Origin of the sequence: Ensifer sp. MJa1, from assembly GCF_037026475.1 — a bacterium.
Lineage (GTDB): Bacteria > Pseudomonadota > Alphaproteobacteria > Rhizobiales > Rhizobiaceae > Ensifer.
In genome coordinates this window covers 93159-105218 of record NZ_JAKUMO010000020.1, presented here as the reverse complement: position 1 = coordinate 105218, position 12060 = coordinate 93159, and the positions used below count along the sequence as shown (strand labels likewise).

The window sequence follows — 12060 nt, the reverse complement described above, 5'->3', positions numbered from 1 at the left end:
ATCGTGTTGGTTTGATACGGCAGATGCAGAAAGTCGGCCGAAACCGGCGATGGGGGAACGTGATGGTCAAACATATGCTTCTTCTGGCGACGCTGACCGCCGCCACAATGCTGGCGAACAATGCCCATGCCGGCCCGCTTGCCGATGCGGCCGTGCAGGCTGAGAAACTCGCTGCTGCGGGCGATGCCACCAAGGCCCGCGACCTTTTGCGCCAGGCGACAAGCGACTTCTCGCAAACTCTGCCCTTTGCCATCGGCAAGGCAATTTTCGTCTCCAAGCCTCCGACCGGCTACGCCATGTACGACCCGCGCGAAGGCTCGGTCTTCAAGGAGGGGGAGACGCTGATCTCCTATATCGAGCCCATCGGCCTCACCTGGAAGGACGCCTCGACAAAAGGCAAACTCGAGAGCCACTTCACCGTCGATTTCGACATCCTCAATCCGAAGGGCGAAGTGCTCGCTACAAAGAAGGGGTTCGGCGATTTTACCTTCATGGGTTTCCTCAGAAACCAGGAGATCTATGCGAGCCTGACCATGCATGTTTCCGGCGCACCTGCCGGCGACTACGTGTTGCGTTTCCGTTTCAACGACGTCAACAGTGGCAAGACCGCCAGTGTCGACCAACCATTCAAGATCGCCGGACCCTAAAGACAATGCCTGATGCAATAACGACTGTTGGTTTCGATGCCGACGACACGCTTTGGCAGAACGAGCAGTTTTTTCGCCTGACCGAAGCCCGATTTGCAGACCTTCTCCGCCCCCATACCGACACCGAACATCTGTCCGAGCGGCTGCTTGCCGCCGAGAAACGCAACCTCGGCCTCTACGGCTTCGGCATCAAGGGCTTCGTGCTGTCGATGGTGGAGACCGCGGTGGATGTGACCGACGGGAAAGTGCCCTCTTCCGTCATCGCCGAAATCCTGGCAGCCGGCCGCGATATGCTCGTGCACCCGGTCGAGCCGCTGCCCCATGTCAAGGAAACGCTCGACGCGCTGCATGGCCAGTTCCGCCTGGTGATGATCACCAAAGGCGACCTCTTCGACCAGGAGCGCAAGCTCGCCGCCTCCGGCCTTGGCGACTATTTCGACGCCGTCGAGATCGTCAGCGACAAGACGGTCGCCACCTACGAGCGCATCTTCAAACGTCACGGAGACGGACCGCTGAAAAGCATGATGGTCGGCAATTCGCTGAAGTCGGATATCGTGCCTGCACTCGGTGCAGGAAGCTGGGGTGTCTATGTCCCGCATGCACTCACCTGGTCGTTCGAACACCACGACAAGCCGGAGGACCATCCGCGTTTTCGCGAGATTGCGGATCTCGGCGGGTTGGGCACGGTCCTTGAGCGCTTGACACCGAAGGCTTGACTGTCGATCGCAAGCGCCAAGTCGATTGCAAATATAAGCTGACGCGTATCGATGATACACGAACAGCTTATCGTCCCCATGGTGGCTTAGATGAGGGGGACCAATGTTGGCGCTTGTGTTCGGTGCAGTGATCGCGATGGTGGTGGTTGGCATGCTCATTGGATGGCTGTTGCGGAAGGCTTCCGCTTTGAGCGCCTTTTCCTCGCGCCTCGCGGGTTTGGCGGTGCTGTTGTTTGCCGCGCCCGCCATCTACTCGTTCAATTCGGGCCGGCCCTTTGTCGACGCATTTATCGTCTACGGCCTTGGGGCGCTGATTGCCGCGGGCGTCTTCTGCTTTCTGAAGACGAGAGTAAGCGCGTTGTCCACCCCGTATACCCTCGATCACACTTGACTGTTTGACCTGAGTGTTTGATCTAGGCTGCATGCGGGCGTGGCGAAACTGGTAGACGCAAGGGACTTAAAATCCCTCGGCCTTGGCTGTACGGGTTCGACCCCCGTCGCCCGCACCAGGCAAACGACCTGTTCAGTTCCCACGACTCATCGCCGCCTCTCGTGGAAAACGACAGGCCTTGCTCCCGCGATCAGCGACCGCTCAATTGTTGTAGTAATAGCAATCGCATTCGGCCCGGTAGGCATCGTCGTGCCATACGCGCACGGCGAGTTTCGTTGCGCATCCCTGGTCCTCCAGTCTGAGGCCGAGAAGAGAGACCGCTGCCGCCTTGGAATTGGGGGCGTCCACCTCGATTGCCGATCCGACCTGGTGGACTCCCTGCCGCGGGGTCCAGGTGAAGATCTGAACGCTGTAGTGCATCGATTATCCTCCATGGAGAAGATGGATGTGCACGCAATACTGTTGCAGAACGCTATGTGTTCGGTGTGAGCCTGCCGCCCTTCGGCTATTCAACCGTCTTCGACAGTTGCCTCGGGCCGATCGCCGCCATCTGTATGCTCGAAGTGCCAATGGCCCTCTTCGTCTTGAAAACTGATGTCTTCGTCGTCGCCACCGACCTGCTGTTCGGCAGCGGCGGCCTTTGCGGCTAAGAGTGCCATTTCTCGGCTCGGAAAGGGTTCCGAATAGGCGTCGGCAGCCTTGTAGGCCCACCCGCCGTCATGAGGAACGATGGTGTAAGTGATGCGCGCCATGCTGCCCTCCCAACACTCCGAAAGACGCTCCGGTCTTCGGCGGGCCGTTGCCGCACAGCCCTGCACTCCTCCTCGTCGATGGCATGCTCATGCTGAACGGGCGGATATTAGCACAGGTGTGGTAGGAATTGCCACATTTGCGAATCACCCGGAAAGGCTAGCCGCGTGACAGAAAAACGGCCCCTTTCGGGGCCGTTCAAGCTCATGATTCGATTGTCTAAAGCTGCTTAGGCCGAGAGTTTCGAGGCGATCTTGGCAACATGCGCGCCCTGGAAACGGGCTGCCTCGAGCTCAACCTCGGAAGGCTGACGCGAACCGTCGCCGCCGGTGATCGTCGATGCGCCGTAGGGCGAGCCGCCCTTGATCTCGTCAACGCCCATCTGTCCCTGGAAGGCATAGGGAAGACCGACGACGACCATGCCGTGGTGCATGAGCGTCGGGATAAAGCCGAGGATCGTCGACTCCTGGCCGCCGTGCTGGGTGGCCGAGGAAGTGAAGACCGAGCCGACCTTGCCGACCAGCTTGCCCTTCATCCACAGGCTGCCGGTCTGGTCGATGAAGTTGCGCATCTGCGAGGCAACCGTGCCGTAGCGCGTGCCGGCGCCGAAGATGATGGCATCGTACTCGCCAAGTTCCTCGACATTGGCAATCGGTGCCGCCTGATCCATCTTGAAGTGGGAAGCCTTGGCAATCTCGTCGGGCACGAGCTCGGGCACGCGCTTGACGTCGACTTCGGCGCCGGCCGATTTCACACCCTCGGCCACGGCGTAAGCCATGGTTTCGACGTGTCCGTATGCCGAATAGTAGAGAACCAGAACCTTGGCCATAAAATGCTCCTTTGGACTAAGCGATCCCACTTGATCACTGCTGCCGGGAAGATTTATCAAAATGCGGCCGCCTGCCAGGAGCTATCCGGGAAACAGACTGTTCTCACCTCTCGAACAATGAACAGACACTGTTAAATGATTGGCTCATATAAAGGATTATCGATGAGCAGCCCCAAAATCGTCACTGCCGCCATGGTCGCCATCGGCGACGAACTCCTGTCAGGTCGAACCAAGGACAAGAACATTGGCCACCTCGCCGACATGATGACCATGGTCGGCATCGATCTGCGCGAGGTCCGGATCGTTGCCGATGACGAGGCCGCGATCGTCGAAGCCATCAACGCCGTTCGCCAGCGCTACGACTACGTCTTCACCTCCGGCGGCATCGGTCCGACACATGACGACATCACGGCCGACGCCGTGTCGCGCGCCTTTGGCGTCGAATGCGTCCATGAACCGGAGGCAATGGCGCTGCTCGGCGCCATGTACGAACGCCGTGGCATGGAATTCACCGATGCGCGCAAGCGCATGGCGCGCATGCCGGTTGGCGCGCGCCACATTCCTAACCCGGTCTCGACCGCGCCCGGCTTTGCCATCGGCAACGTTCATGTGATGGCCGGCGTGCCGCAGGTGTTCCAGGCGATGCTCGACGCGCTTTTGCCCGGCCTTCAGGTCGGCTCGCCACTCCTTTCTCGAACCGTGCGCTCACCGTTCGGCGAAGGTGATATCGGCAGCCCGCTGACCGAGGTGCAGAAAAACCACCCGGAAACCAGCATTGGCTCCTACCCCAAATTCGACGGCAAGAATTTTTCGACCGACATCGTCGTGCGCGCTCGCGAACAGCAGGCTCTGGATGCAGCCGAAGCTGACGTTCAGGCGATGATCCAGGCAATCGCCGAGGCGCGTGCGAAAGGGTAAGCGCGAGGCTCTTGCACTCGGGCCATCAATGCCGCTATTGCATGTCGGCAAATCAGGACGACGCGTTTCCGCCTGCCCGATCTGCCGGACGCTTCGCCTTACCTCGTTCAGACAAGCCGGAGCCCACCTATGTCGCTGCCCGATAAAGCCTTTCCCGTTTCCTGGGACCAGTTCCACCGTGATTGCCGCGCCCTTGCCTGGCGGCTTGCCGACAACGGCCAGGAATGGCGCGCGATGGTCTGCATCACGCGCGGCGGCCTGGTTCCTGCCGCCATCATCTGCCGCGAACTCAACATCCGGATGATCGAAACCGTCTGCGTTGCCTCCTATCACGACTACGACACCCAGGGGCAGATGAAGGTATTGAAGGGCATTGCACCGGAGATCGCCGAGAACGGCGGCGAAGGCGTACTGATCGTCGACGATCTCACCGACACCGGCAAAACCGCTGCAGAAGTGCGGGCGATGCTGCCGAAGGCGCATTTCGCCGCCGTCTATGCGAAGCCGAAGGGCCGGCCGTTGGTCGACACGTTTGTTACCGAAGTCAGCCAGGACACCTGGATCTACTTCCCTTGGGACATGGGCTTCACCTATCAGGAGCCGATCGCCAAGGGCACGCGTGGCTAAGCGCTGACATCTCCAAAAAACAAGGCATCGGGCGCCCAGCGCGCCCGACGCTTCTTTTGCGTCAAGCAATCGGCGGGATGGCACTGACCAACGTTTCGGCTGTCAGTCCCCGCCCTGCCCGGCTACCGGCCGCACCGTGCCGAAACACCGCCGCCGCTGCCGCCTCGAAGGCGGGCATTCCCTGGGCGAGATGCGCGCCGGTGATGCCGGCAAGAACGTCGCCCGACCCAGCCGTCGCCAACCATGGCGGCGCATTGCCATTGATGACCGCCCTGCCGTCCGGCCCGGCGATCACCGTGTCCGCCCCCTTGTAGATAATGACCGCATGACTGATGCGAGCAGCCTTCTGCGCCTTTTCGATCTTCGAGAGCGCGCCGTCGCCGGCGATCTCCGGAAAAAGTCGGGCAAACTCGCCCTCGTGGGGCGTCATCACCATTTGGCCGCCGCGGCTCGCCAGTGCGGCAAAAAGCTCCTCGCGATTGCTCTGGAACGAGGTGATGCCATCGGCGTCGAGCACCAGAGAACGATCGCACACGGCAAGGGCATAATCTCTCGCCTTCTTTCCGACGCCGAAGCCCGGCCCGAGAACAAAGCTCGCAAGGCGGCCATCCTGCAACCACTTCGCCAGTTCGCGCTTGCCCTCCACTTCCTTGACCATGACGGCGGTCAGTTGCGCAGCGTTGATGCCAAGCGCGGCTTTTCCCGATGCGACGGTGACGAGGCCGGCGCCCGCAGCAAGACCGGCTGTCGCCGCCAGGCGCGCAGCGCCGGTCGCCGGCCGGTCGCCGGAAAAGACAACCAGATGGCCACGTTTGAACTTGTGGGTCGCCGCTGGAAGCTCCCCGCTCCAACCGGACCAAACGGCCGGCGTGTTAAGGCGCAACGGGCCAGCCCCGGCATCAAGGATACGCCTTGGTATGCCAATATCGAAAATCTCTAGCGCGCCACACAGGGAGCGGCCGGGCAACAGCCAATGGCCCGGCTTCGCCGCCATGAAGGTCACGGTGTGCGCGGCCGTAAACGCGGCGCCGCGAATTTCACCAGTTCTGCCATCCACTCCAGTCGGCAGATCGACTGCGACCACCGGCAGCCCGCATCCATTGACGCGTTCGACGAGCTGAACGACATCTTCCGGCAAAGCGCGCGAGAGCCCAGCCCCAAACAGCGCGTCGATGACGAGGTCGCCGGCCGTCGGCTCGTAGGTGTCGAGCGGCGCAACCGGGCCGGGCCACAGGGACCGGACGCGCGCCGCATCGCCGGAGAGTGCCCCGGGATCACCGTGGGCAAACACCGCCACCGTTGCCCCGCTCTCCGCCAGGGCACAGGCGGCCACGTAGCCATCGCCGCCGTTGTTGCCCGGTCCGCAAAGCACGACGAAGCGGACTGAACCGGGAAAATGCCGGAGGGCCGCCGACGACACCGCCATGCCGGCGCTGCGCATCAGCAGGAAGCTGTCTATACCGGATCGGGCGGCAGCCTGATCGATGGCAGCCATTTCAGCTGGGGTGACGAGCAGGTCGTGTCGTTCTGAGCGCATGCTCTAGACATAGCCGCGGCTTACGGCGCGAAGCAAGTGCCCGGGTCGTCGTGCCAATTGCATTTCATTTGTGCATTTGCACATAATTGTTGCTCAAATAACGTGCTCCGATCGAGCCGACGGATCAAGCAACAACAAAACCCGAGCATCTTTCGATCGAAAATCATAAAAAATAGGCAGATCGCGTGCACAAAGGGTATGGAAATCCGGTCATCCGCGCGGTGACAGCAGATTTTTTGTCGTTCCGACAGATTTTCGCAGAAAAACTGGCATGCAACGTGCATATTCAAGGCGAGCGGGCATGATCCTGCTTTAAAGGGAGAAGCGGAGAGACATTTTCTCATGAAAAAGATCGAAGCGATCATTAAGCCCTTCAAGCTCGACGAAGTGAAGGAAGCCCTTCAGGAAGTCGGCCTGCAGGGCATCACCGTCACGGAAGCCAAGGGTTTCGGGCGACAGAAGGGCCATACGGAGCTGTATCGCGGCGCCGAATACGTGGTGGACTTCCTGCCGAAGGTGAAGGTCGAAGTCGTGCTGGCGGATGAAAACGCGGAGGCCGTCATCGAGGCAATCCGCAACGCCGCGCAGACCGGCCGCATTGGTGACGGAAAGATTTTCGTTTCCAATGTGGAAGAAGTCATCCGAATCCGCACCGGCGAAACGGGCCTCGACGCCATCTGACCTCACGGGCCGTTCGGCCCGGTTTCTTTTCAAACCTCGTCATCTCACACAGGGAATTACGGCAAATGACGACTGCAAGCGATATTCTGAAGCAAATCAAGGACAACGACGTCAAGTTCGTCGACCTGCGCTTTACCGACCCGAAGGGCAAGCTGCAGCACGTGACGATGGATGTCGTCTGTGTCGACGAAGACATGTTCGCCGATGGCGTCATGTTCGACGGCTCCTCGATTGGCGGCTGGAAGGCCATCAACGAGTCCGACATGGTGCTGATGCCCGATCCGGAAACAGCGCATATGGACCCGTTCTTCGCGCAGTCGACGATGGTCATCATCTGCGACATTCTCGACCCGGTCTCGGGCGAATCCTACAACCGCGACCCGCGCGGCACGGCCAAGAAGGCCGAAGCCTACCTCAAGGCATCCGGCATCGGCGACACCGTCTTCGTCGGCCCGGAAGCCGAGTTCTTCGTCTTCGACGACGTCAAGTACAAGGCTGACCCGTACAACACCGGCTTCAAGCTCGACTCCTCCGAACTGCCGTCGAACGACGACACCGACTATGAGACCGGCAACCTTGGCCACCGCCCCCGCGTCAAGGGCGGCTACTTCCCGGTTCCGCCGATCGACAGCTGCCAGGACATGCGCTCGGAAATGCTGACGGTTCTGTCCGAAATGGGTGTCACCGTTGAAAAGCACCACCACGAAGTGGCTGCCGCCCAGCACGAACTCGGCGTCAAGTTCGACGCGCTCGTTCGCAACGCCGACAAGATGCAGATCTATAAATACGTCGTGCATCAGGTCGCCAACGCCTATGGCAAGACGGCAACCTTCATGCCGAAGCCGATCTTCGGCGACAACGGCTCGGGCATGCACGTGCACCTGTCGATCTGGAAGGACGGCAAGCCGACCTTCGCGGGTGACGAATATGCCGGCCTCTCCGAGACCTGCCTCTACTTCATCGGCGGCATCATCAAGCATGCCAAGTCGCTGAACGCCTTCACCAACCCGTCGACGAACTCCTACAAGCGCCTCGTCCCGGGTTACGAAGCTCCGGTTCTGCTCGCCTATTCGGCGCGCAACCGTTCGGCTTCGTGCCGCATTCCGTTCGGCACCAACCCGAAGGCCAAGCGCGTCGAAGTCCGCTTCCCGGACCCGACCGCCAACCCCTACCTCGCGTTTGCAGCCATGCTGATGGCCGGCCTCGATGGCATCAAGAACAAGCTGCACCCGGGCAAGGCGATGGACAAGGACCTCTATGATCTGCCGCCGAAGGAACTGAAGAAGATCCCGACGGTTTGCGGCTCGCTGCGCGAGGCGCTCGAAAGCCTCGACAAGGATCGCAAGTACCTGACCGCCGGCGGTGTGTTCGATGACGACCAGATCGATTCCTTCATCGAACTGAAGATGCAGGAAGTGATGCGTTTCGAAATGACCCCGCATCCGGTCGAGTACGACATGTACTACTCGGTCTAAGATCATGTGGACCGGCGGCAATGATGGTTGCTTCCGGTCCGGCAAAGGCGTGCGAAGCCGGCGGCTCCCTGCAAGGGCCGCCGGCTTTTCTTTTTGCCCATCCGTCGACGCAGATGCGAGACGCTGCCGAACGCGCATGATTTGCGCAATTGTGTGATAATATAAAGAAGGCAACTTTTGCGCGTCCATCCAAACGCGGTGCCGTCGTCTAACGCAGGGCTGAAGGGAGCACCCTATTGATGTTTCGGGTTGGCCAACCCAGATAATCTCCTGAAAGGATGTGTTGCGTCATGAAACAAAGAAACGCCAAATTCGAGATCGGACAGGTGGTGCGCCATCGGATATTCCCGTTCCGCGGCGTCATTTTCGACGTCGATCCGGAGTACGCCAACACCGAAGAATGGTGGAATGCCATTCCGCAGGAGATCCGCCCGAGCAAGGATCAACCCTTCTATCACCTGTTTGCCGAGAACGACGACAGCGAGTATGTCGCCTATGTGTCCGAACAGAACCTGGAATTCGACGACAGCGACCGGCCGATGCGCCACGCCCAGGTCGATGCCCTGTTCGACAAGGACGGCATCGGTCACTACAAGCCCAAGGCGACGTCGTTCCGCCACTAGGCTACGCTCTCGGAAAAATGAAAACGCCCGGACGGCAAGGTCCGGGCGTTTCTTTGTCAGCTTGTAAGCGCTCGCTTAGTTCTGCTTGGCAGCCTTTTGGGCTTCCTCGAGCTTCTTGCGCGCGTCCTCGGCCTTCTTCTGCATTTCTTCCTGCAGCAGGCGCTGACGCTCTTCGAGCTGCGACTGCTCGATCGGCTCTCCGTCGAATACGCCGGTGAAGCCCGTAAGCGCCATCTTGATCGGGTTCGGTGCGCGCTGGAAGTTGACCGACGTGAAGACGACTTCGTTGCCCTTCTTCAGGCTGGCGATCAGTTGGTCGGAGAGCGGCGCTTCAGCGACGCACTTGTCCGGCATGCAGATTGCGTAGTCGAGCTTGATCGGCTTGCCGCCGTCGATCTGCATCTGGACGCCGGTCGGGATCAGGCGCGCGGACGGTACGGAAACCTGCATGACCTTGCGGTTGACCTTGCCGCTGACGGTGATGAGGCCGACTGCGGTGACCAGCTGGCCATTGTTGGCGGTCAGGAGGTTCTGAACGATGCAGACATCATTGTCTTCCTGCTTGGTGCAGACCTTGAACCAGCCCTGCGGCGTCTTGCCGGCGGCCGCCTGCTGGGCAGAAGCAACACTCGGTACGCCCGCAGCAGCTACAGAGAGCGCCAGCGCTGCCATGCCCGAACGCTTCGTAAAATTCGACTTGAAGATCATTGTGATTCCGTCTCCTGAATCCGGTAACGGAACAGTGTCGTTCCGCAGGTGAGTATCGTCAGCCGCCGTTGTCCTGTTGGCCAAATAAGGCAAATGCATGACCCCGTTTCCGGAAACACCTGTTACATTGGCTTGCTTCGATTATCCAGTGTTTCGTGTCATTTTTTGACTTTCCACCGGCCGGATTTTGGCCGTTCAATCGGTTGGATTCATCGACCACCGTTGGTAACGTTAAGGGAATCGGCCTGTTGACGCCCTCGCGGGAGGTAACCTTGCGTGCAATTCTTTCCGGTCTGGCGCTGCTCCTGACCGCCACTTCATTCGCCAGCGGCGCAATCGCTGCTCCGGTTCATGCAATCGCCATGCATGGAGAGCCGGCATTGCCTGCCGATTTCAAGAACTTCCCTTACGTCAATCCGAACGTGAAGAAGGGCGGAAAGATCTCCTATGGCGTGGTCGGCAGCTTCGACAGCCTCAATCCCTTCATTCTGAAGAGCATGCGGACAACCGCACGCGGCATGTGGGACCCGGAATACGGCAACCTCGTCTACGAATCGCTGATGCAGCGCTCGCGCGACGAAGCCTTCACGATGTACGGGCTGCTCGCCGAAACGGTCGAGTGGGATGACGACCGTACATTCATCCAGTTCAATCTCAATCCCAGTGCGCGCTGGGCCGACGGACAGCCGGTCACGGCCGACGACGTCATCTTCTCGTTCGAACTGATGCGCGACAAGGGCCGCGTCCCCTTCAGCAACCGCCTGGCAAAGGTGGCAAAGATGGAGAAGGTTGGCGACCGCAGCGTGCGCTTCACCTTTACCGAGGATGCGGACCGCGAGCTTCCGCTGCTGCTCGGGCTGTCGCCGGTGCTGCCGAAACACGCGATCGATGTCGCGACCTTCGAGCAGACGACCCTGAAGCCGCCGCTCGGCTCCGGTCCCTACCGGGTCGCCGAGGTGAAGCCGGGCGAGCGCATCCTCTACAAGCGCAACCCCGACTACTGGGCGAAGGATCTTCCTTCCAAGGTCGGCCAGGACAATTACGACGAAATCTCCGTAGAATACTTCCTGCAGGAGAACTCGCTGTTCGAGGCCTTCAAGAAGGGCGAGATCGACATCTACCCGGAAGGAAGCGCCACCAAATGGGCGCGCGGCTACGATTTCCCGGCGGTCCGGTCCGGCGACGTCGTGAAGGAGACCTTCACCCCGAAGACGCCGTCCGGCATGCTCGGCATTGTCTTCAACACCCGCAGGCCGATGTTCGACAACCTCAAGCTCCGGCAGGGTCTGGCTCTGGCGTTCGATTTCGAATGGGTGAACAAGAACCTGTTCGACGGCGCCTATACGCGCACGCAAAGTTATTGGCAGAATTCAACGCTGAGCTTCCTTGGCGCCGCGGCCGACGACCGTGAACTCGGGCTCATCGGCGACGCACGTGACCGGATCAACCCGGCGATCCTCGACGGCACCTACCGGCTTCCGGTGACCGACGCATCCGGCCGCGATCGCAACGTGCTGCGTGTTGCCGTTTCGCTGATCCGGGAGGCCGGTTACCAGATCAAGGACGGCAAGATGGTCGATCCTCAGGGTAAGCCGCTCGCCTTCGAGATCATGAGCCAGAACGCCGGCCAGGAGAAGCTAGCGCTTGCCTACCAGCGCTTCCTCACGCCGCTCGGCATTCAGGTGTCCGTCCGGACCGTCGACGATTCGCAGTACCAGCAGCGCAGCCAATCCTTCGACTACGACGTGATCATCAAGTCCTTCCCCTCGACGCTGTCACCTGGCATCGAGCAGTCCGGGCGCTGGTCGTCCCAAGCGCGCGACAGGCAAGGCAGCGACAACTTCGCCGGCGTTGCCGACAAGGATGTGGACCGGATGATCAACAACATCCTGCAGGCCCGCACAACCGAGGACTTCACCGCTGCAGTGCGGGCACACGACCGCCTGCTCGTCAACAATTCCTATCTGGTGCCGCTCTATCACCTGGACGCACAGTGGGTCGCCAGGCGCAAGCATATCGGCCGCCCCGATGTCTTGCCGCTCTACGGCTACCAATTGCCGACCTGGTGGGATCAGGACGCACAGTAGCGGGTCGGTTCCCTTTTGGTAACGCATTGAAAGCCGGGTCAAACCGGCTTATCTCGCCGTCATACCGAACA

14 protein-coding genes and 1 tRNA gene are annotated in these 12060 nt (G+C 60.4%); 10 read left to right on the top strand and 5 right to left on the bottom strand.

Features of this window, described 5'->3' with window-relative positions:
- The first annotated feature begins 62 nt into the window (after window positions 1-62).
- The 4 genes from MKZ91_RS23835 to MKZ91_RS23820 all read left to right on the top strand — a co-directional run bounded on the left by MKZ91_RS23835 (window position 63) and on the right by MKZ91_RS23820 (window position 1872).
- Window positions 63-647 carry a hypothetical protein gene (locus MKZ91_RS23835; protein WP_336173506.1) on the top strand — a complete coding sequence of 195 codons (585 nt, stop codon included), beginning with the start codon at window positions 63-65 and terminating at the stop codon, window positions 645-647.
- A 5-nt stretch (window positions 648-652) separates the two neighbouring features.
- Window positions 653-1363, top strand: coding sequence for an HAD family hydrolase (locus MKZ91_RS23830; protein WP_336173505.1), 711 nt, complete (start codon window positions 653-655; stop codon window positions 1361-1363).
- 103 nt (window positions 1364-1466) lie between these two features.
- The gene (locus MKZ91_RS23825; RefSeq protein WP_336173504.1) at window positions 1467-1754 is read left to right on the top strand and encodes a hypothetical protein; all 288 of its coding nucleotides are present in this window, start codon (window positions 1467-1469) and stop codon (window positions 1752-1754) included.
- A 33-nt stretch (window positions 1755-1787) separates the two neighbouring features.
- A tRNA-Leu gene (locus MKZ91_RS23820) sits at window positions 1788-1872 on the top strand.
- Window positions 1873-1955: 83 nt separating this feature from the next.
- Here MKZ91_RS23820 and MKZ91_RS23815 read toward each other — a convergent pair.
- From MKZ91_RS23815 to wrbA, 3 genes are all read right to left on the bottom strand, one after another.
- A complete protein-coding gene (locus MKZ91_RS23815; RefSeq protein ID WP_065777975.1) occupies window positions 1956-2174 on the bottom strand; it encodes a hypothetical protein in 219 nt (72 codons plus the stop codon).
- Window positions 2175-2263: 89 nt separating this feature from the next.
- On the bottom strand, window positions 2264-2506 hold the full coding sequence (locus MKZ91_RS23810; RefSeq protein WP_336173503.1) for a DUF2188 domain-containing protein: 243 nt from the start codon (window positions 2504-2506) through the stop codon (window positions 2264-2266).
- Between the two features lie 227 nt (window positions 2507-2733).
- Window positions 2734-3333, bottom strand: coding sequence for an NAD(P)H:quinone oxidoreductase type IV (gene wrbA / locus MKZ91_RS23805; RefSeq protein WP_336173502.1), 600 nt, complete (start codon window positions 3331-3333; stop codon window positions 2734-2736).
- Window positions 3334-3495: 162 nt separating this feature from the next.
- On the opposite strand from wrbA, the gene MKZ91_RS23800 reads away from it, so the two are divergent.
- Both MKZ91_RS23800 and gpt read left to right on the top strand, forming a co-directional pair.
- Entirely contained in the window at window positions 3496-4251 is a 756-nt protein-coding gene (locus MKZ91_RS23800) for a competence/damage-inducible protein A (RefSeq protein WP_336173501.1), read from the top strand.
- A 129-nt stretch (window positions 4252-4380) separates the two neighbouring features.
- Window positions 4381-4878: a xanthine phosphoribosyltransferase gene (gene gpt, locus MKZ91_RS23795; protein WP_336173500.1), complete on the top strand. Its 498-nt coding sequence runs from the start codon at window positions 4381-4383 to the stop codon at window positions 4876-4878.
- Between the two features lie 61 nt (window positions 4879-4939).
- Here gpt and MKZ91_RS23790 read toward each other — a convergent pair whose 3' ends face one another.
- Window positions 4940-6415, bottom strand: coding sequence for an NAD(P)H-hydrate dehydratase (locus tag MKZ91_RS23790; protein ID WP_336173499.1), 1476 nt, complete (start codon window positions 6413-6415; stop codon window positions 4940-4942).
- Between the two features lie 342 nt (window positions 6416-6757).
- Here MKZ91_RS23790 and MKZ91_RS23785 point away from each other — a divergent pair, with 342 nt between their 5' ends.
- The 3 genes from MKZ91_RS23785 to hspQ all read left to right on the top strand — a co-directional run bounded on the left by MKZ91_RS23785 (window position 6758) and on the right by hspQ (window position 9194).
- Window positions 6758-7096: a P-II family nitrogen regulator gene (locus MKZ91_RS23785; RefSeq protein WP_003528058.1), complete on the top strand. Its 339-nt coding sequence runs from the start codon at window positions 6758-6760 to the stop codon at window positions 7094-7096.
- Between the two features lie 65 nt (window positions 7097-7161).
- Window positions 7162-8571 carry a type I glutamate--ammonia ligase gene (glnA, locus tag MKZ91_RS23780; RefSeq protein ID WP_057255946.1) on the top strand — a complete coding sequence of 470 codons (1410 nt, stop codon included), beginning with the start codon at window positions 7162-7164 and terminating at the stop codon, window positions 8569-8571.
- Window positions 8572-8861: 290 nt separating this feature from the next.
- Window positions 8862-9194: a heat shock protein HspQ gene (hspQ, locus tag MKZ91_RS23775; RefSeq protein ID WP_336173498.1), complete on the top strand. Its 333-nt coding sequence runs from the start codon at window positions 8862-8864 to the stop codon at window positions 9192-9194.
- A 75-nt stretch (window positions 9195-9269) separates the two neighbouring features.
- On the opposite strand, the gene MKZ91_RS23770 is transcribed toward hspQ, so the two are convergent.
- Complete coding sequence (locus MKZ91_RS23770) at window positions 9270-9902, bottom strand: invasion associated locus B family protein (protein ID WP_336173497.1); 633 nt, start codon at window positions 9900-9902, stop codon at window positions 9270-9272.
- Between the two features lie 272 nt (window positions 9903-10174).
- Between MKZ91_RS23770 and MKZ91_RS23765 the strand changes: the two genes are divergently transcribed.
- Window positions 10175-11989, top strand: coding sequence for an extracellular solute-binding protein (locus MKZ91_RS23765; RefSeq protein ID WP_336173496.1), 1815 nt, complete (start codon window positions 10175-10177; stop codon window positions 11987-11989).
- The last annotated feature ends 71 nt before the right edge of the window (window positions 11990-12060 follow it).

Bases quoted from the DNA above. Each gene is read 5' to 3' on its own strand.
- MKZ91_RS23825 (WP_336173504.1), top strand. From the start codon at position 1,467: ATGTTGGCGCTTGTGTTCGGTGCAGTGATCGCGATGGTGGTGGTTGGC.
- MKZ91_RS23835 (WP_336173506.1), top strand. From the start codon at position 63: ATGGTCAAACATATGCTTCTTCTGGCGACGCTGACCGCCGCCACAATG.
- MKZ91_RS23810 (WP_336173503.1), bottom strand. From the start codon at position 2,506: ATGGCGCGCATCACTTACACCATCGTTCCTCATGACGGCGGGTGGGCC.
- glnA (WP_057255946.1), top strand. From the start codon at position 7,162: ATGACGACTGCAAGCGATATTCTGAAGCAAATCAAGGACAACGACGTC.
- hspQ (WP_336173498.1), top strand. From the start codon at position 8,862: ATGAAACAAAGAAACGCCAAATTCGAGATCGGACAGGTGGTGCGCCAT.
- MKZ91_RS23830 (WP_336173505.1), top strand. From the start codon at position 653: ATGCCTGATGCAATAACGACTGTTGGTTTCGATGCCGACGACACGCTT.
- MKZ91_RS23790 (WP_336173499.1), bottom strand. From the start codon at position 6,415: ATGCGCTCAGAACGACACGACCTGCTCGTCACCCCAGCTGAAATGGCT.
- MKZ91_RS23800 (WP_336173501.1), top strand. From the start codon at position 3,496: ATGAGCAGCCCCAAAATCGTCACTGCCGCCATGGTCGCCATCGGCGAC.
- MKZ91_RS23770 (WP_336173497.1), bottom strand. From the start codon at position 9,902: ATGATCTTCAAGTCGAATTTTACGAAGCGTTCGGGCATGGCAGCGCTG.
- MKZ91_RS23815 (WP_065777975.1), bottom strand. From the start codon at position 2,174: ATGCACTACAGCGTTCAGATCTTCACCTGGACCCCGCGGCAGGGAGTC.
- MKZ91_RS23785 (WP_003528058.1), top strand. From the start codon at position 6,758: ATGAAAAAGATCGAAGCGATCATTAAGCCCTTCAAGCTCGACGAAGTG.
- wrbA (WP_336173502.1), bottom strand. From the start codon at position 3,333: ATGGCCAAGGTTCTGGTTCTCTACTATTCGGCATACGGACACGTCGAA.
- gpt (WP_336173500.1), top strand. From the start codon at position 4,381: ATGTCGCTGCCCGATAAAGCCTTTCCCGTTTCCTGGGACCAGTTCCAC.